Origin of the sequence: Polynucleobacter sp. AP-Kolm-20A-A1 (genome assembly GCF_018688315.1) — a bacterium.
In the GTDB taxonomy this organism is placed as follows: domain Bacteria; phylum Pseudomonadota; class Gammaproteobacteria; order Burkholderiales; family Burkholderiaceae; genus Polynucleobacter.
This window is the reverse complement of sequence record NZ_CP061315.1, coordinates 483,945-503,944: the sequence shown is the minus strand read 5'-3', so window position 1 is coordinate 503,944 and position 20,000 is coordinate 483,945. Positions and strand designations below refer to the sequence as shown.

Here is a 20,000-nt window from a genome sequence, read left to right as displayed (position 1 = left end):
GCCAAATTATAAAGGGCTTGGGAAGGATCAAAGAAAAGGGCACAGAAACTAAGGTTTCTGTGCCCTTTTGGGTATTGCCAACCGGCTGGGGCAAGCCCCAGACTAGCTAATTAAGCAGTTGCTTTAGAGGCGGCAGCCACTTGTGCAGCTACTTCAGCCGCAAAGTCGTCTTGACGCTTCTCAATGCCCTCGCCTACAACAAACATGGTGAAGCCCTTGATTGTTGTATTTGCAGCCTTGAGCATTTGCTCGACAGTTTGCTTGTCGTTTTTAACGAAAGTTTGGTTCAACAAAGAAACCTCTTTGAGGTACTTCTGAATAGAACCTTCAACCATCTTTTCAACGATTTCTGGTGGTTTGCCAGATTCGGCAGCTTTTTGAACAGCAACGCTACGCTCAACAGCGATCGCTTCAGCAGGAACATCAGCCATAGATAAGGCCACTGGCTTCATCGCAGCAATGTGCATTGCTACGTCTTTAGCTGCAGTATCGTCACCTTCGAACTCAACCACTACACCAATACGAGTTCCGTGGAGGTAAGAAACCAACTTATTGCTACCAGCAAAACGCTTGAAGCGACGTGGCATGATGTTCTCACCGATCTTACCGATCAATGCGCTACGAACTTCATCCACCGTTTGACCATTCAATGGCAATGCCAACAAAGCAGCAACGTCAGCTGGGTTCTTTTCAGCAACCAACTTAACGCAATCATTTGTAAATGCCAAGAAGTCGTCGTTCTTAGAAACGAAATCAGTTTCGCAGTTCACTTCCAATAATGCGCCTGTAGTGCCATTGATAGAAGCAGCAACGATACCTTCAGCAGTTACACGAGAAGCTGCTTTACCAGCTTTGCTACCAAGCTTTACACGCAGAATTTCTTCTGCACGAGCCATATCACCATCAGCCTCAGTCAAAGCCTTTTTGCACTCCATCATCGGAGCATCAGTTTTGGCGCGTAACTCGCCAACCATTGCAGCGGTAATAGCGGCCATTATTCAGCTTTCCCTTCTTCAACAAACTCTTCTTCACCCTCTTTAACTGCTGTCAAGATTTCTTGAACTGAGTTAGCTTTGCCTTCAAGGATTGCATCAGCAATACCACGTGCGTAGAGGAGAACTGCTTTGCTAGAGTCATCGTTACCAGGAATGATGTAATCAACGCCTTCTGGTGAATGGTTGGTATCTACAACAGCGATAACTGGGATGCCAAGTTTGTTCGCTTCAGTAATAGCAATCTTGTGATAGCCAACGTCCACTACGAAAATTGCATCAGGAACGCCGTTCAAATCTTGAATACCGCCAAGCGCTTTTTGTAATTTGTCGAGATCACGATCATTAGTCAAAGCCTCTTTCTTGGAAAGCTTTTCCCAGTCGCCAGCTTCTTTAGCAACTGCCATGTCTTTCAAACGCTTGAGGGAACCTTTAACAGTTTTGAAGTTGGTGAGCGTACCGCCCAACCAACGGCTGTCGATGTAAGGCATTCCAGCACGAGCAGCTTCTTCAGCAATGATCTCGCGTGATTGACGCTTAGTACCAACAAATAAAATCGTGCCACGATTAGCAGCAACTTGTTTTGCAAATTTCAGGGCGTCCTGAAACATTGGCAATGTTTTTTCCAAGTTGATGATGTGGATTTTGTTGCGATGACCGAAAATGAAAGGGGCCATCTTTGGGGACCAGAAGCGAGTTTGGTGACCAAAATGGCAACCGGCTTCCAGCATTTGACGCATAGTTACTGACATAACTTCTCCTAAGGGTTGTTCCTAAAGTTGAGTCCTAGCTGCGCTAAAAAACGCCACCCTGGAAGGCTCAACTCGCGATTTCAAGTCCAAAATAGACCTGAGAACGAAATTATAGCTTAAATATCAATGCTCTAGCCAGGCCCACCCCTGCCTGAACAAGGGGCTCAATCCCCAAAATGACACCTAGAAGCCCTAAAAATGGGGTAATTGCCTAAAATTTAGGCAATTATGGCAAGCCAAAACTCTCCAAGTCGTTGATAATCAAGGCATGAATAGTGTATTTACTGCCGAAAAAGACATCCTTGGGATGCGCGAAGCTGGGCGCTTAGCCAGCGAAGTTCTTGATCATGTAGCCCCTCACGTTAAAGCGGGAGTAACTACCGGAGAATTGGATCGAATTTGCCATGAGTACATGCGCGATGTCCAAAAGACCATTCCCGCCCCGCTGAACTATCAGCCTCCTGGTTACCCCCCTTTTCCAGCATCTATCTGCACCTCGGTGAATGATGTGATCTGCCATGGCATCCCAGGAGACAAAGTTTTAAAAACTGGTGATGTAGTGAATCTAGATATCACTGTTATTACTCCTCATGGTTACTACGGCGATACCAGCCGCATGTTCATGGTGGGTGAAGTTTCTGTAATGGCAAAACGTCTTACCCAAATTACTTTTGAGTGTATGTGGCTTGGAATTGCTCAAGTTAAACCGGGTGCATTACTTGGTGATATTGGTCACGTGATTCAGACTCACGCAGAAAAAGCGGGTTACTCAGTGGTACGTGAATACTGCGGCCATGGGATTGGAAAAGTATTCCATCAAGATCCACAGATTCTTCACTATGGCAAACCTGGTACTGGCGAAAAGCTAGAAGCCGGCATGACATTCACAATTGAGCCGATGATTAATGCGGGCAAGCGCGATATTCGAACCATGCCTGACCAGTGGACTGTAAAAACAAAAGATCGCAGCTTGTCAGCTCAGTGGGAACATACGCTTTTGGTTACCGCTACTGGTGTTGAAGTGCTTACATGGTCAGAAGGTAGCAACCCACCTCCGGATTGCGTCAAAGGCCTGTCATTTGGGCCCTCAGTAGCAAGCGTATAAATTCATGAGCAAGTCACAGACAGCCAGCGTTATTACCGATGCAGCTAGTCTGCGCGCCGCTCGTGAGATTGCTTATGCTGAGTTCAAAAAAACACAAGCAGTTGGAAAGCTAACCAAGCAACTTTCTAAACTGAGTGATCAACTTCTCAGTCATCTATGGAATAACTGCGGCTTAAATAACGAAGCTACATTAGTAGCGGTTGGCGGTTTTGGCAGAGGAGCCTTGTTCCCTTACTCTGATATCGACATCTTGATACTGCTGCCGGCAGATGAAAAGAAAGCGCAATCCTTATCAAAACAAGTTGAGCAGTTTGTTGCAAGCTGCTGGGATACCGGTTTAGAGATCGGCTCATCAGTAAGAACTGTCGCCGAATGCATTTCTGAATCTGAACAAGACATCACAGTGCGAACCTCATTACTTGAGGCACGACTACTTTGTGGCAAGAAGCAACTATTCAAAGACTTCTCGAAAGCCTTTGAAGCAGCTATGGATCCAAAAGCATTCTTCCAAGCCAAGCAAGCAGAGCAAATTCAGCGTCATTACAAATACCAAAATACCCCATACTCTTTGGAGCCTAATTGCAAAGAGAGTCCTGGTGGTTTGCGCGATTTACAGGTGATCTCTTGGGTTAGCAAGGCTGCTTTATTGGGCGACACCTTTAAAGATCTCCATGAGGCTGGTCTTGTCACCCAACGCGAGCTCACTGAACTCAATCGCAATCAACGCTTCTTAGAAACACTACGCGCTAATTTACATTTACTGGCAGGGCGCAGGCAAGATGTTCTCGCTTTTGACTTACAAGCCGCACTAGCTGCATCAATGGGAATCACAGAAGAGAACTCTCGGCAAGCCAGCGAAGCCATCATGCGTCGCTATTACTGGGCAGCAAAAGCGGTTACTCAACTAAACGATGTTCTTCTACAAAACATTGAGGCTCTACTCTTTCCACAAGAGTCCAAGACAATTCTCGCGATTCCAGGCGAAGGTAACGAGCACTTTATTGAGCGCCAAGGCGTGTTGGATATTACCGATCCGCAGCTCTTTCAAAAGCATCCCGAGCAAATCCTGAGAACCTTCTTGGTGTTTGCCCAAACGTCGAACGTCAAAAGTCTTTCTGCCACCATTTTTAGAGCGCTTTACAACGCTCGCCAAAAAATGGATAGCAAGTGGCGAGCAGATCCGATTAATAGAGCGCTATTCATTGAGATCTTGAAGCAACCCGAAGGCGTCAGTCGCGCCTTTCACCTAATGAACCGCAGCAGCGTACTAGGTCGCTATCTTCCAGCTTTCAGAAAGATTGTTGGGCAGATGCAGCATGACTTGTTCCATATCTACACAGTGGATCAGCACATCCTAATGGTGCTGCGTAATGTGCGCCGCTTTATGGTTGTTGAACATACTCATGAGTTCCCATTCTGCAGCAGCCTAATCGCTCACTTTGAAAAGCCATGGCTACTCGTTATTGCCGCACTCTTTCATGATATTGCCAAAGGACGTGGTGGTGATCACTCTCAACTTGGCAAAGCAGACATGCGCAAGTTTGCTAAAGATCATGGTCTCGATAAAAAAGATACCGAGCTATTAGTCTGGCTGGTGGCCGAACATCTCAACATGAGCCAAACAGCTCAGAAGCAAGACATCACTGATCCTGATGTGGTTAAGGCTTTTGCCAAGAAAGTTGGTGATGAACGCCACCTTACTGCGCTTTACTTATTGACCGTAGCCGATGTCCGAGGCACCAGCCCTAAAGTTTGGAATGCCTGGAAAGGCAAACTACTAGAGGACCTCTATCGCGCAACACTGCGAGTGTTGGGTGGAGCCAAACCAGATGCTTCTTCAGAATTAGCACAGCACCAAGAAGAATCTAGAGCTAAATTACGTCTTTATGGCATCAATGATGAAGCTTACGAAGAGTTTTGGAAGCAGTTGGATGTAGCCTTTTTCTTAAGGCAAGACTCTTCTGACATCGCATGGCTCACAAGGCACTTATTTAACAAAGTAAGCAGCGAGCAGCCCATTGTTCGAGCAAGACTCTCCCCGATTGGAGAGGGATTGCAAGTTGCCGTATACGTAAAAGACCAGGAAGATCTCTTTGCCCGTATCTGCGCATACTTTGAGCGTCATGGTTTCTCGATCTGGGATGCGCGCATTCATACGACACGCCATGGTTACGCCTTAGATAGCTTCCAAATTTCCGGCAGCAACCTTGTAGACGATGGTGGTAGCTATCGTGACCTCATTCAATTGGTTGAATTCGAGTTAACGGCCGCGCTTACGAATGCTGAGCCGTTGCCAGCACCAAGCATGGGCCGCCTATCAAGGCAATCACGCACCTTCCCGATTCAACCAAGGGTTCACATGGTTCCAGATGATCGTGGCAGGTATTACACGCTAGCACTCTCAGCTAGCGACAGAACTGGCTTGCTCTACACTATCTCTAGAGTGTTAGCGAAACACCAGGTGTCAATTCATACAGCAAGGATCAACACCCTAGGTGAGCGTGTAGAAGACGTACTTTTATTAGATGCCGCAAATCTAGGCAAGAATCCAAAGTTACAAATCCAATTGGAAACAGAATTGCTTGAGGCTTTAGGGGCCTAAATCAACCTTGCTAAAGCTCGCTGAATACGAGCACTTTCCACTCGATCAAAAGAGAACCACTCGCAAGAAATATCCTCAGAGGATTTTTCTTGGTCCACGACTTTCAGCTTATATAGAAGATCGATGTGTAAATGAGCACCCTCACCCTTTTTTGGGTTTTCAGGAATCTCGTGGATATCAATATCAATAGGGTCTTGATTATCTGTGTCTAATTCGCAGATATATCCAGTCTCCTCATACACTTCTCGGATTGCCGCCTCAACCGGAGACTCGCCGTCATCAACATGTCCGCCGGGTTGAAGCCAACGTTTTATATAAGGGTGGAATATCAACAATACTTTATCGTCCTGAATGGCTAGTCCGCTAGCAGTAATGTGGCCCTCCGAATTTTTTCTTGAAAACGGATTATTGGAATCCAAAATGGTCTTTATGCGCAGTTCTTCATCGAACTTCAACGTACCGCTCATTTAACTAGGGGATTAAATCTAATCAACCCCCTACTAAGCTCATACCATTTGTCGAATATACAAAGCAGAACAATACAAATTGCTGCAATTAGCATAATTGTCGATGTGGATATCCAGGTCACATTTCCGATCATAGAGAGTACATAACCACAAATGGCACCAAAGAACATTTCAATTGAATAGAAAAAACCAGAAATGAGCCCTATATTATTTTTAAATGGCCTGGTAACCCCAGCTTGGGCGGCGGGAAAAATAATGCCAATTCCAAATAAAGCGAAAAAAACAAATATTAGTCGGACTTGAAGAGATTTAATCTGAAGAGTAATTAATATATAGCCAATTAAAGTGGCTATAAAAATAACTACTGCAGCCAAAAAGACTAGATTTCTTAAATTTATAGTCGCCATTTTCCAACGAATAAAAAATGTCCCCAAGATGAAGCCACTGACAGTTGCCGAAAAAATATAGCCGTACTCGACAGCACTGGCTTGGTAAAAATCTCGAATTAACACTGGAGACGAAGATAAAAAAGCGAAATAAACCATCCAGGCAAAGCTAATTACCAGGGTATAAAACATAAATTCACGATGTCTAAGTAAATAAGAGTATTGAGAAATTACATCTCCAAAGCAAAAAGGGCCTTGATTTTCATGATTCGTAAGACTCTCGCTCAAAAAAATATACAAAAATATAAGCACGAGGAATGAAAAGATTGCTAATACAAAAAATATTGTTCGCCAGTCAAAATAGCTCGCAATGTAAGCACCTAGGCTTGGCCCAAAAATAGGGGAAATCACCATTCCCGCAGCCAAAAAACTCAATACCCTCACTTGGGATTTCTGATCATATAGATCCCTGACAATGACCCTTGCAAGTAGGGTGCCACAACCTCCTCCGAGCGCCTGAAAAAAACGTAAAGTAATTAATTGCTCAATTGTTGATACAAAGTAGCATCCAATACTTGAAACGCAAAAAACCAATAATCCAGCTATACAAATAAATCGACGTCCATATATATCAGCCAAAATTCCGGCAAGTAATAGGCTTAGGGAATAGCCAAGCATGTAAGAAGTTAGGGTATTAGTAACATCTGCACTTGCAGCGCTTAATTGCAAACCCATATCAGACATAGCCGGCAGATAGATATCCGTAGCAATCATTGGCAAAATGACTAATGCCATAAGAATCGGTATTAAAAAAATTTCTTTATGAGGCATGCGAAGTCTCATGTTGAATTTTCTTACCTAGACCTCTTTGAGCACGAGGAAAGCGAAGCGATTCAACTAAATGTCTAGCAACTTTTTTTGCCCTAAGGGAGACCATGTCTAGCGAACTAACAAAATAGTAAGTTCCAGCAGTAAGCTGCCCTATTGCGTAAAAATGGCTAGGGTTTCGATGGGCTACACTTTTGACAATGGAAGTTTCATAGTCCAATATAATCCCACCATGCGGATTTTTGATAATAAGCCCGGATTTGAGTAAGTTTTTTATTAAAGGTAGCTCAGTATTGCCGCCGATATCCCTAGACGGGCCTGTAGCATTGATTAGCCAATCACAATGGACCTTAGTGCTTGATATTGACCCTTTAGATTTTGCAACAAGGGCAGTGAACTTATTTCTACCAGAGCCATTAATTGCCCTCAAGTATGGGTAATGCCTAAGAATCCCCATCTGAAACAATGAATGAAGCTTGAGTGCAGTATGAGCCGGCAAGGGAACTCTTTTGGCGGCCCACACTCGATGGAATCGGCTCATGAATAACTCCTTACCTGAATTCGAGAGCGCATCCCAGTAGGCGCCAATAACTTCATCAGTTTGAATTGCCAAATACTGCCAAGATGAAAAATTAGACTCCCTCTTTAGTAATGACTGTATCCAACCCCCATAATCAATATTTGAGGGGCCAAAGAATTTATTCCAAGAAATTCCAGCCAACAAAAATTCTTTTCTCGCCAGCCTTAATATCTGGCGCACAGATATCCCTTGGCAATTTTTTCTTTTTAAAATTTCAAGATTATCTAAGGTCAAATATTTCAACCGATAATTCTGCTCTTGATATCTTATTAGCGGGAAATTCAAGTCTCTTGTCAGAAAATGAATTGGTCCCTGATGTTCTTGATTCGCCAACACAACTGCAATATCAGCCGCAGTAAGTTGAGCGCCGATAATTCCAACGCTATCGGTCTTTTTAATAAGTCTTAAATAATTATTTACTGGATAAGGGTTATTAATATATTGACTCTCACCCATTAAATTAAATACATCTTGTGGTGATGTATTGCCAATGCATAAAATTACACCGTTAAATATTTCAACCCCTCCATCAAGAGTAATAACATTCAATCGATTGATGTCTAACATTGCAACATCGATTACCTCCAGATTAACTAATTCAACCTCAACTCCCAACTTTTCAAGAGCAGTGATTGCATCATCTAGTCGGCTTTTTAGATATAAACCAAAAAATTGACGGGAAATGTATCCGTATGGCGCAACTCCCAATCGGGACATAATATGATTGCTACTGGATATATAGCCACCCTTGAGGGTCCACTCCCAAAAATCAGATGCGTGATGTGAAAAAATTGATGTGGTTGAACTGGTCATATTCATTAACAGTTCATCGTTATCGCATTGATATGCAAAACCAGGCCCGAAAGCAGGCCCTTTCTCAAAAATTGTTATTTTGAGATTTTGATTGACCTCTGAAGATAAATATTTAAGTAGCCCAAACAGTGTCGCCACAGCAGCCGCTCCACAACCAATAATTGCCACCCGGAACACCGCGCGACCCTCTTGAGGACATGAATCATCATAAGAGCCGAACAAATTGTTTAGAGGTTTTTTTGCTGAATGACTACCCATATGCCCCCTTCAAAGCTTTGAGCTTATCTATAGAGGGGGAAATTAGCTACCTGATATTTTTGTAGGAAATCGCTTACTTTAGTAAATCCAGCATCGCTTCTTCATCAATCACAGGCACACCCAATTCTTCTGCTTTAGTAAGCTTGCTGCCTGCATCTGTGCCTGCAACAACATAGTCAGTTTTCTTCGAGACTGAACCAGCAACTTTAGCGCCTGCTTTTTCGAGGAGATCTTTTGCTTCATCCCTTGTCATGGTGGGGAAGGTGCCTGTAAGAACAAATGTTTTACCTGCAACGGCTGCACTGATCACTTTTTCTTCAACGGCGAGCTGCATTCCAGAAGCCAAGAGTTGTTCAATGACCTCTCGGTTATGCGCCTCTTGCATAAAGCTGGTGATGGAGTCTGCAACGACCGGGCCCACATCATTTACTGTGAGCAGATCTTCGAGATTAGCATCCATCAATGCATGCATAGACCGGTAATGATTAGCCAAATCTTTCGCCGTGGTCTCACCCACATGTCGAATCCCCAAGGCAAATATAAATCTAGCTAATGTGGTATTTCTGGATTGATTGATTGCCTGAATAAGATTATCAGCAGACTTCTCACCCATACGCTCTAAGTTTGCCAAAGCCGTGAACCCTAAGCGATAGAGATCTGCAGGAGTTCTGACGAGATTTTGATCGACTAGTTGATCAACAATTTTCTCACCCAAGCCCTCGATATCAAGAGCTCTTCTGTGGGCAAAGTGTATTAATGCCTGCTTGCGCTGAGCACCGCAAAATAAACCGCCACTACAACGTGCTACCGCCTCATCTGCCAGGCGCTCAATATGAGAGCCGCACACTGGGCAGCGGGTTGGCATGACAAATTCTTTTGCATCAACTGGACGGCGGTCTTTAATTACCGAAACAACCTCAGGAATTACGTCGCCAGCTCTTCTTACTGAAACGGTATCGCCAATACGAACATCTTTGCGCTTGACCTCATCTTCATTGTGTAGCGTGGCGTTAGTAACGGTCACCCCGCCAACCTCTACCGGAGCAAGTCTAGCTACCGGAGTAATGGCGCCTGTGCGTCCCACTTGAACATCAATACCCAGAACTCTAGTCAGCGCCTCTTGGGCTGGATACTTGTGCGCCAAAGCAAACCTTGGCGCTCGTGAAACAAAACCTAACTTAGCTTGCTCAGCAAAGGAGTTCACCTTATAGACCACACCGTCAATATCATAAGGAAGCGAGTCTCTCTTTGCGCCTATTTCGTTGTAGAACACCAAGATCTCATCAACAGACTGCAGTACTTTTCTCTCTGCGCAAACTGGTAGACCCAGATCAGCATAGGCGTTTAGTAACTCTTCATGGGTTTTAGGCAACCAAGACTGGGGCTCTAAGGCGCCTAAGCCATACGCAAAGAAAGATAGAGGACGCTTAGCTGTAATCTTGGAATCTAGCTGACGCAAGCTGCCTGCTGCGGCATTGCGGGGATTGGCAAATTCTTTCTCGCCCAATTCTGCGGCCTGTCGATTCATTCTCTCGAAGTCCTTAAGATACATAAAGACTTCCCCACGCACCTCTAAGACCTGCGGAATATTCTTTCCAGTAAGTTTTAGCGGAATTGCACGAATCGTTTTGATGTTGGCAGTCACATCCTCGCCACTTGCACCATCACCCCGAGTTGCTGCTGTAACTAGCGAACCATTTTCATATCGCAGAGAAATGGCTAGGCCATCAAACTTCAGCTCACCAGCATAAGTGACACGATCTGCGTGAAGCGCCTCGCGGCAACGACGATCAAAAGCAATCAGCTCAGCATCTTCAAAGGCATTATTTAAGGAAAGCATCGGCACAGTGTGCGTGACAGAATCAAACTCTTTTAAAGCGGCTCCACCAACGCGTTGAGATAGAGATTCAGGAGTGATCCATTCTGGATGTGCGGACTCAATATCAAGCAATTCTCTATAAAGACGGTCGTATTCAACATCGGGTAGCAGTGGATTATCGAGAACGTAGTAGGCATGCTCTAAGCGGGCAAGCTCTGCCTGCAAGAATGCATACCGCTCCGCTAAATTTGTCGGACTATTGGACGACAAAGTGATTTCCTAGCTAAATAGTCTGCTAGCTGTAGAAGATCCAGCAGGAATGCCAGATTTCTCAAGATTGGCATAGAGAACATCAAGGTGCTGACGAATGCTAATGATTGCAGCCTCGCTTAAATTAATGCCATTGTCATCCACTAAGCGGCCATGCGCTGCTTGCGCAATCTCTACACCTTCCGCCAGCATTCTTTCAAATGGGCGCTCTTCTTGCGGAACTAAAGGAACCTCCAACAACAGAGTCACTTGAGCCACAGATTTATTTGGATCTATATCGGCGCTATTAAAGAGCAATATACCCTTGCTGAGATATTCATATTGACGACCATTGCGAGACAACTTGAAACCACGTTGACGCATGAGCGAGTCAAAATTACCCCAAGGACATGGTTCATCAAAAACCACGTTGATGCTTAATTGAATATCACTTTCAGCCGCCATCGTATCTAATTCTTTGGCGCTTTCCAACATGGTGTTCACGCTAGGCATATCAATTTGCGAGCCGAGCGTCTCAGCAAGTGACTGAGCGCGTGAACAGAAATCTGACAACTCCAGAACTCCAATAGGGCCTTTGCGCCCAGCCAACTGAATAGCGAGCTGCAAATCAGAGTACTTAGAGTCTGGGTGTAACTCTTCCCAGTCTTCGGCAACATCAAGATTGGCATTTAAGCCTTCGCACATCCAGCGTGCAGTCGATTGCGCTTCTAGATCTGTCCAGGCATTAATTTCCTCGAGAATTTCTGAGCCACTAATACTTTCATCAAAACGTAATGTGATCACACAATCGATGCGCGGATCAATGACAAACTTTTCTGGGGCCGAGATGGTTGTTATTGCATCACCAAAATTAGGTTCGGTTCGGGAAGCGGTATCGCTGTCAGCAAACCCCTGGCTAAAACTCGGTTCGCGAGCAAAACGCTCATCAGCAGAATAGTTGCCCTGTTCGCTCGCTTTACGGCGTGCACGAGCGTACTTAATGTTCAGAATGGCCACCGTTATCAGAATCAATAATCCAATAACGGCTAAAGCCAATTGCAAATCAGACAAACCCAACATCGTCATGATTTGTTCTACGTACACTTAGGCAGCCTCCACCATTGAAACAGCAGAAGAGATATCCACCGCAACAATGCGGGATACGCCTTGCTCTTGCATTGTGACGCCGATCAATTGATGAGCGATTTCCATAGTGATCTTGTTATGGGAGATAAATACAAACTGTGTCTTATCTGACATTTTGGCAACCATCTGTGCATAGCGCAAGGTATTTGCGTCATCTAATGGCGCATCCACCTCATCGAGCAAGCAGAATGGGGCTGGATTAAGGAGGAAGAGTGAGAACACTAAGGCAATTGCAGTCAAAGCCTTTTCACCACCGGAGAGGAGGTAGATAGAGCTATTTTTCTTGCCGGGAGGCTGCGCCATTACTTGAACACCTGCATCCAAGATCTCTTCGCCAGTCATTACCAACTCAGCATGACCGCCACCAAACAACTCAGGGAAGAGTTTGCCGAAGTGGCCATTAACCTGATCGAAGGTGCCTTGCAATAGATCGCGCGTTTCCGCATCAATCTTAGCAATCGCATCCGTCAAAGTCTGCATCGCTTCATTCAAGTCAGCAGATTGAGCATCCAAGAACTGTTTGCGCTCACGAGAGCTTGCCAATTCATCTAGAGCAGCCATATTGACTGGGCCCAAAGACTGAATCTCAGTATTGAGACGATTCACTTCGCTTTGCAATGCACCAACCTTAAGGTCTGCGCTGAAATTAGCCTCAAGCGCACTAAGGTCAGCCTCAGCATCAGCCAATAAAGTCGCAAACTGTTCAAAGTTCAAACGAGCGGCCTGCTCGCGCAATTGCAAATCAACAACTTTGTCACGCATTGGTTGCAAGCTGCGCTCAACCTGCATACGAGCCTCATCAGCCTCGCGCAATTGATGCAATAAAGCGTCTTGTTCAGTGCGTGCATTTGCCAAAGCGGCTTCACGAGCGCTACGGGCTAATAACAAGCCTTGCAATTTATCTTGAGCCTCTTCATCGCTCAAAGTCTCTAGCTCTTGAGCGGCAGAATCATGCTTATCTTGAATCTCCATGATCTGAGTACGAGCAGTGCTTTGATCGCGTTGCAAATCAGCAATACGCTGCTGGAGTGAACGCGTAGCAAATGCAGCTTCTTGAGCAGACATCTCAGCCGCACGAAGTGATTCGCGTAAACGGTCGCGCTCTTCAGTAGAGAGTTCTAATTTTTCTTGTGCAGCAGCTAAAGACTCTTGCGCGCCCTGCTTAGATTCTTCGGATTGAATCAACTCAGAGGAAGACTGCTCTTGATTCATGCTCAATTGCTCCATCTGCTGGCGCAATTCACTTAACTCACCCTGAATCTGAGCTGCGCGTTGACTGTATTGCTCTTCAGCTTGAGTCAACTGCATTCTTTCCACCTCAAAACCATGAGCCTCTTGAACAGCATGCTCAGCGTTTTCACGAGCTTGCTCAGCCGCTTGATGGGCTGCTTGATAGTTCGCTACACATTGATCCAACTCACCCTTGAGCTCACTTTGCATCAGTTGCTGTGCACGCAATTGCTTCTCGAGACTTTCCATTTCTTGAGCGCGCGCCAACATACCCGCTTGCTCAGAATCAGCTGCATAAAGTTGCACGCCAACACGGCTTACTAAATGACCTTGCTGAGTTACAAATGCGCCGCCTGCAGGCAACTTCTCGCGACGATGCAAGGCATCTTCAAGGCTGGTGGCAATATAGATGTTATCTAACCACTCTTGCAACACTGAGGTTAATCTTGCCGCACCAGCGCTTTGCACACGACTTAACAGTGGCGTGAAGTCTGCTGGAGCAGATGTATGTGCCGGGGTAATTTCTTCAGTCAGCAAAATTGCCAAACGACTTGGAGGCGCATCATTAGCCAAAGCCAATGTCTCTTGCACACTCTTTGCTGTGACGGCAGCCAAACGCTCACGTAAAACAGATTCCAAGGCTGCTTCCCAGCCGCTCTCTACTTTGAGCTCTTGCCAGAGACGCTTACTCTCTTTAAGACCCTTGCTTTCTAACCAAGGGCCAATCTTGCCTTGCGCCTGAACACTAGCCTGCAAGGCTGTCAAAGCAGTCAATTTAGCTTCTGTCTGAGCTAAATCCTGATTTGCTTCCTGAATTTTTTGTTGCGCGGCATTACGCGCCTCATCAGCAGCAGGAACACGTTGCTGAGTTTCACCAGCGCGCTGCTTAGCCTCTTCCACTTTGCGTGCAGCCATTGCTTGACGATCAATTGCCATTTGCAAGGCTTCAGCATCAGGGCGACGCAAGCTATCAAACTCGCCAACTAAGCGAGTCTCACGCCCTTTCAATTCATCTGACTGCGCGGACATGGAGCGAATACGCTCACCTAAACTAGCAAGACGTTGCTCAATCGAAGCCAATGTCTCACGCGCATTATTTAATTCACGTGAAGCATTTTGATAACCCTCTTCACGAGCTGGCATTTGCTCTTGCAAACCAGTTAAGTCAGCTAACAACGTTTGTTCTTTTTCAGATGCAAGACTTAGCTCATGTTCAGCAGTCCGTTGTGCTTGAGCAGCATCAGTTTCTTGCACTGTCCAGCGTTGTAACTGGGCTTGCAAATCTTGTGTTTGTTGTTGCAAACGTTGACGCGCTTCTTGCACATAATGAATTTGCGCTTCAACCTGACTGACATCAGAATTCGTTTGATACAAGTCGCCTTGCGCTTGCGAAACTTTATCTTGCAAAGCGTACTGTTGAGTACGCATAGTTTCTAGCTCAGCCTCGGCGTGACGCAGCTTTGCGGTCTGCTCCTCTAGACCAACTTGAGTGTCACGAATGCCATTAGCATGGCGCTCTTGCTCTTTACCAGCCTCAGTTTGACGCACAAACCACAACAGCTGTTGCTGTGATTTCATTAGCGTAGAAAGCTCCGCATGACGCTCAGCAACGGTAGCTTGTTTTTCTAAACGTGTAAGTTGTTGATCCAACTCGCGCAAGATATCTTCTACGCGAGTTAAGTTCTCTACAGTGTCCTCTAAACGTGATGCAGTTTCTTTGCGGCGCTCTTTATATTTAGATACACCAGCAGCTTCTTCCAAGAAAACACGCAACTCTTCTGGCTTTGCTTCTAAAATCCGGTTGATCGTACCCTGTCCGATGATCGCGTAACCTCTTGGACCCATACCGGTACCCAAGAAAATATCTTGAATATCTTTACGGCGTACCACTTGATTATTCACGTAGTAACTAGAATTTCCATCGCGAGTTAAAACACGCTTGATACCCAGTTCTGTAAAAGCACTCCACTGACCTTGCGCACGTCCCTCTGTGTTATCAAAAATGAGTTCCACACTGGCGCGACCAGATGGTTTGCGCAAACCAGAACCATTAAAAATAACGTCCTGCATGGATTCGCCACGCAATTCACTGGCGCGAGATTCACCTAAAACCCAGCGTACGGCGTCAATAATGTTCGACTTTCCGCAACCGTTAGGACCCACAACGCCAATTAATTGGCCAGGCATTTCAAAATGGGTTGGGTCGACGAAAGACTTAAAGCCGGAAAGTTTGATGGATTTCAGTTGCACGGCGTACTTTGCAGGGAAAAAAGAGGTTCAAATAAAGGGGTAAAAATTAAAGCTAAAGTGGGAAGATGATAGCAAGCTTGGAGGCACTTATACGTGTTTTTGCCCCATCTATATAATGAGAAATCTACCCTTGGGGACAAAATCCCTTAACAATCTGATAGTTAACTAAAAAGCATGAGCCAATCACCACAAAACATCATCGAACAAGCCTGGGAAAACCGCGCAAACCTCTCTCCAGATAGCGCCCCTGCGGACATCCGTAGCGCCGTAAATGCCGTCCTGGAAGGCCTAAATGCCGGGACTATTCGCGTGGCTGAGCGCCGTGATGTCGGCAAGTGGGAAGTAAATCAATGGGTTAAGAAGGCTGTTTTGCTCTCTTTCCGCCTTGAAGACAACAAACCAATGGGCGCTGGTGGGTACACCCAGTTCTACGACAAGGTTCCTAGTAAATTTGAAAACTACACAGCCGCTGACTTTGCTGCCGGCGGATTCCGCGTAGTCCCCCCTGCCGTTGCCCGCCGCGGCTCATTTATTGGCAAAAACGCTGTTTTAATGCCTTCCTACGTCAATATTGGCGCCTATGTAGGTGAAGGCACGATGGTTGATACCTGGGCAACAGTAGGTTCTTGCGCCCAAATCGGCAAAAACGTTCACCTTTCTGGCGGTGTTGGTATTGGTGGTGTTTTAGAGCCAATCCAGGCTGGCCCAGTCATCATTGAAGATAACTGCTTTATCGGTGCCCGCTCTGAGGTGGTTGAAGGCGTAGTTATTGAAGAAAACGCTGTTTTATCCATGGGCGTCTATATCGGTCAAAGCACCAAGATCTACGACCGCGAAACCGGTGAAGTTCACTATGGTCGCGTACCAGCGGGTTCAGTCGTTGTTCCAGGTTCACTGCCATCAGCTTGCGGTAAATACAGTCTGTATGCCGCAATCATTGTGAAAAAGGTTGATGCCCAAACTAGAGCAAAGACTGCAATCAACGAATTACTACGCGACTAAGTTAAATCCATGAGCGCCACACTTGAGCTAACCGAAGCTCTCATCGCCTGCCATTCTGTAACTCCAGCTGATGGTGGCTGCCAAGATTTAATTGCCAAGCGATTGCAGGCAATTGGCTTTCACACTGAGAGTGTTGTTAGTGGTCCTGAAAATTTTCAGGTAACCAACTTATGGGCAATCAAAAAAGGCAAGGCTGGCGATCAAGGCAAGGTATTGATGTTTGCTGGCCATACCGATGTAGTCCCTACCGGCCCACTAGAGAAATGGACAAGCAATCCATTCACACCCACGATTCGTGATGGCATGCTTTACGGTCGTGGTGCGGCGGATATGAAAACCTCACTCGCCGGTTTCGTAGTGGCTACAGAAGAATTTGTCACCGCACATCCTGATCATCAAGGATCCATTGCTTTCTTGATTACAAGCGATGAGGAAGGCCCTGCTAACGATGGCACGGTCATCATGTGTGAGCGTTTGCAAAAACACGGTCAACGCCTGGACTACTGCGTAATCGGTGAACCAACTTCAGTTGATCAGCTTGGCGACATGATCAAGAATGGTCGCCGCGGATCTTTATCCGGCAAGCTCAAGGTGAAAGGCATTCAGGCGCACATTGCCTACCCTCACTTAGGCAAGAATCCGATTCACCTTTCTGCGCCAGCTATTTCAGCATTAGTAGAAACCGAGTGGGACAAAGGTAATGAGTACTTCCAGCCTACTAGCTTCCAGATTTCTAATGTACATGCTGGAACTGGTGCGAACAACGTTATCCCAGGCGAACTGGTGATTGACTTTAATTTCCGCTTCTCTACCGAAAGCAAGCCAGAGCAATTACGTGAACGCCTAGAAAAGATTCTGAAAGATGCTGGTCTTGAGTTTGAAATTGACTGGGTATTAGGCGGCAGCCCCTTCATTACTGGTGACGGCGATTTAGCGGGCGCACTCCGCAAAGCCATCAAAGCAGAAACTAACGTAGATACAGAGCTATCAACCACAGGCGGCACCAGCGATGGTCGCTTTATTGCCAAGATATGCAAAGAGGTGGTGGAGTTCGGCCCTCTTAACGCAACTAGCCACAAGATTGATGAGTGTGTGATTGTGAATGATGTAGTGCCACTCAAAAATATCTATCGCAAGACTCTCGAGCAGTTAATCGCTTGATAGCTTAACTGCGCGCTCCCCTTTTCTCTTAAAGAACCCCTCCATCATGGACCCTGAGTCTCAGCAATACCTTACCGTCAATCAGTGCATCGAGCAGATCGCACAAAAACTTGAAGTGGCAAATTTGCATTACGGACATGGCGCAATCGATTCACAAAGCGAAGCACTATGGATTGTTAGCAAACAATTGGATCTCAGCCCAGCAGATGCTCTAGATCACTTGGATGAAATTGCCACTCAAGAGCAAATCGAAAAGTCTTTAGCAGTTGCACAAGAAAGAATTTCTTCACGCAAACCACTCGCCTATATTTTGGGTGAGGCCTGGCTCATGGGTGTACCCTTCTTTTGCAGCGAACAAAGCATTGTGCCGCGCTCGTGGATTGCCGAACTCATTGTTGATGGCTCACTGGAGCCTTGGCTCCCTGCCGATGGCAAGGCCCTGGATCTATGCACTGGGAATGGCTCGCTAGCCGTACTTCTAGCCCTGTCTTGCCCCGATATCCATGTCAGCGCCTGTGACATCAGCTTGCCCGCCCTTTCGGTTGCCGCACGTAACGTCGATCGTCACGGCTTAAGTTCTCAAGTGGAATTATTGGATGGCGATCTATGGGATGCGCTACCAGAGCCGAATGAAGATAACTTATTTGATCTCATTATTTGCAACCCGCCTTATGTCAATGCAACTTCAATGAATGCGCTGCCAGCGGAATATCACGCAGAACCAGAGCTGGCCTTGGCTGGCGGCGATGATGGCATGGATTTAATTAGAAAAATTATTGCGCAAGCGCCAGACTATTTGTCTGAACGTGGCGCTATTCTGATTGAAATTGGCAATGAGTATGAAAACTTTAAAAAAGCTTTCCCACAAATTCCAGCAATTTGGATGGAAGTCTCTGCAGGTGAAGAGCAAGTTTTACTAATTCAAGCAGAAGACTTGCGCTAAGCAATCAAACGTAGGATTAGCTGAGTTCTGCTGCGGCAGCAATCGCCTGATCAATCCGCTCAACAGGGATAACCTTTAATCCCGGGATCTTAGTTTTGGGCATATTGGCTTTGGGAATAATCGCCACAGTAAAGCCTAATTTAGCAGCCTCTTTCAAGCGCTCCTGACCCCGTGGGCAAGGGCGAATCTCCCCAGCCAAACCTACTTCACCAAATACGATCAACTCTTTTGGTAACGCACGATTACGAATAGATGACTGAATAGCCAAGAGGACAGCTAAGTCAGCAGCTGGCTCAGAAATCTTGACGCCACCAACTGCATTTAAGAAGACATCTTGATCAAAACAAGCAACACCAGCATGACGATGCAGCACTGCTAGCAGCATTGCTAGACGAGCCTGCTCCAAGCCAACAGCCAAACGGCGTGGATTGGGGACATGCGCTGTATCCACCAAAGCCTGAATCTCTACCAACAAAGGCCTGCTACCTTCTTGCGTTACCAATACGCAAGCACCAGGAACCATTTGCTCATGTTGCGACAAGAAGATCGCTGACGGGTTAGTCACGCCGCGCAGACCTTTTTCAGTCATCGCAAATACACCCAACTCATTAACAGCGCCAAAGCGATTCTTAATGGAACGCACCAAGCGGAAAGAAGAATGCGTGTCACCCTCAAAATACAGCACGGTGTCGACGATATGCTCCAATACTCTTGGGCCAGCCAAATGGCCGTCTTTAGTCACGTGTCCCACCATCAATACACAGATGCCACTAGATTTAGCAGCTCGCGTGAGTTGCGCCGCACACTCACGGACCTGGGCTACAGAGCCAGGAGCAGAGCTCAATACCTCTGAATATAAAGTCTGGATCGAATCCACCACCAGGACTTGTGGTTTGACGGTATCCATAATAGAGATCAGTTTCTCCAACTGAATCTCCGCCAATACTTCAAGCTGCGGTGCGTCCAAGGCAATACGTTTTGCTCGCAAAGCAATCTGCGCAGCAGATTCTTCACCGCTGCTATAAAGCACATTCATGCCGGCAGAACTCATCTCTGCCAATGCTTGCAATAGCAATGTAGATTTACCAATGCCTGGGTCGCCACCAAGAAGCACTACACCGCCAGGAACCAAGCCACCACCGAGCACACGATCAAACTCTTCTACGCCAGTGCTAAATCTTGGCAAGTCTTCAGCTGTAATAGCGGATAACTTTTGCCTTGGCAGCGATTGTGCTAATCCCTGAAAACGAGAATTAGAAGTGGTCTCTGGAAGACCCTCTTCCATCGTATTCCATGCCTGACATGACGGGCATTGACCTTGCCACTTAGCAGAGGTGCCACCGCAAGATTGGCAGATATAAACCGTTTTGACTTTAGCCAAGATTGCCTAGTAAATAAGTAATTGAAATAAGGATGA

The 20,000-nt window shown here is 46.1% G+C and carries 14 protein-coding genes; 5 read left to right on the top strand and 9 right to left on the bottom strand.

From position 1 onward, the window contains the following. Positions 1 to 110 precede the first annotated feature (110 nt). A complete protein-coding gene (tsf, locus tag C2745_RS02680; RefSeq protein ID WP_215348693.1) occupies positions 111 to 995 on the bottom strand; it encodes a translation elongation factor Ts in 885 nt (294 codons plus the stop codon). Further along, complete coding sequence (gene rpsB / locus C2745_RS02675) at positions 995 to 1,744, bottom strand: 30S ribosomal protein S2 (RefSeq protein ID WP_071465348.1); 750 nt, start codon at positions 1,742 to 1,744, stop codon at positions 995 to 997. The genes tsf and rpsB overlap by 1 nt, the downstream gene beginning before the upstream one ends. Before the next feature lie 268 nt (positions 1,745 to 2,012). On the opposite strand from rpsB, the gene map reads away from it, so the two are divergent. Next, positions 2,013 to 2,849, top strand: a complete 837-nt coding sequence (map, locus tag C2745_RS02670) for a type I methionyl aminopeptidase (protein ID WP_215384849.1) — start codon at positions 2,013 to 2,015, stop codon at positions 2,847 to 2,849. Positions 2,850 to 2,853: 4 nt separating this feature from the next. Further along, positions 2,854 to 5,451, top strand: coding sequence for a [protein-PII] uridylyltransferase (locus tag C2745_RS02665; protein ID WP_215384848.1), 2,598 nt, complete (start codon positions 2,854 to 2,856; stop codon positions 5,449 to 5,451). Here the strand turns inward: C2745_RS02665 and C2745_RS02660 are convergent. The 6 genes from C2745_RS02660 to smc all read right to left on the bottom strand — a co-directional run bounded on the left by C2745_RS02660 (position 5,448) and on the right by smc (position 15,477). Further along, a complete protein-coding gene (locus C2745_RS02660) occupies positions 5,448 to 5,918 on the bottom strand; it encodes an NUDIX hydrolase (RefSeq protein ID WP_215384846.1) in 471 nt (156 codons plus the stop codon). The two genes, C2745_RS02665 and C2745_RS02660, sit on opposite strands and share 4 nt — an antisense overlap. Next, positions 5,915 to 7,135 carry a multidrug effflux MFS transporter gene (locus tag C2745_RS02655; RefSeq protein ID WP_215384844.1) on the bottom strand — a complete coding sequence of 407 codons (1,221 nt, stop codon included), beginning with the start codon at positions 7,133 to 7,135 and terminating at the stop codon, positions 5,915 to 5,917. Before C2745_RS02655 ends, C2745_RS02660 begins: the two co-directional genes overlap by 4 nt. Further along, positions 7,125 to 8,783, bottom strand: coding sequence for an FAD/NAD(P)-binding protein (locus tag C2745_RS02650; protein WP_215384842.1), 1,659 nt, complete (start codon positions 8,781 to 8,783; stop codon positions 7,125 to 7,127). Before C2745_RS02650 ends, C2745_RS02655 begins: the two co-directional genes overlap by 11 nt. A 73-nt stretch (positions 8,784 to 8,856) precedes the next feature. Continuing rightward, positions 8,857 to 10,872, bottom strand: coding sequence for an NAD-dependent DNA ligase LigA (gene ligA, locus C2745_RS02645; RefSeq protein WP_215384841.1), 2,016 nt, complete (start codon positions 10,870 to 10,872; stop codon positions 8,857 to 8,859). Between the two features lie 9 nt (positions 10,873 to 10,881). After that, on the bottom strand, positions 10,882 to 11,955 hold the full coding sequence (locus C2745_RS02640; RefSeq protein WP_251368365.1) for a cell division protein ZipA C-terminal FtsZ-binding domain-containing protein: 1,074 nt from the start codon (positions 11,953 to 11,955) through the stop codon (positions 10,882 to 10,884). Continuing rightward, a complete protein-coding gene (gene smc, locus C2745_RS02635; RefSeq protein WP_215384840.1) occupies positions 11,956 to 15,477 on the bottom strand; it encodes a chromosome segregation protein SMC in 3,522 nt (1,173 codons plus the stop codon). It abuts the gene before it with no gap. 174 nt (positions 15,478 to 15,651) lie between these two features. On the opposite strand from smc, the gene dapD reads away from it, so the two are divergent. Genes dapD through prmB form a run of 3 tightly spaced genes read left to right on the top strand, consistent with a single transcriptional unit; the run spans position 15,652 to position 18,583 of the window. Next, positions 15,652 to 16,479, top strand: a complete 828-nt coding sequence (dapD, locus tag C2745_RS02630) for a 2,3,4,5-tetrahydropyridine-2,6-dicarboxylate N-succinyltransferase (RefSeq protein WP_128113278.1) — start codon at positions 15,652 to 15,654, stop codon at positions 16,477 to 16,479. Positions 16,480 to 16,488: 9 nt separating this feature from the next. Next, entirely contained in the window at positions 16,489 to 17,640 is a 1,152-nt protein-coding gene (gene dapE, locus C2745_RS02625) for a succinyl-diaminopimelate desuccinylase (protein ID WP_215384839.1), read from the top strand. 46 nt (positions 17,641 to 17,686) lie between these two features. Further along, positions 17,687 to 18,583 (top strand): 50S ribosomal protein L3 N(5)-glutamine methyltransferase, encoded by an 897-nt coding sequence (gene prmB, locus C2745_RS02620; RefSeq protein ID WP_215384838.1) that lies wholly within the window; start codon positions 17,687 to 17,689, stop codon positions 18,581 to 18,583. A gap of 16 nt (positions 18,584 to 18,599) precedes the next feature. Here the strand turns inward: prmB and radA are convergent, their stop codons facing one another. Beyond that, the gene (radA, locus tag C2745_RS02615) at positions 18,600 to 19,964 is read right to left on the bottom strand and encodes a DNA repair protein RadA (protein ID WP_215367268.1); all 1,365 of its coding nucleotides are present in this window, start codon (positions 19,962 to 19,964) and stop codon (positions 18,600 to 18,602) included. Positions 19,965 to 20,000: the final 36 nt, after the last annotated feature.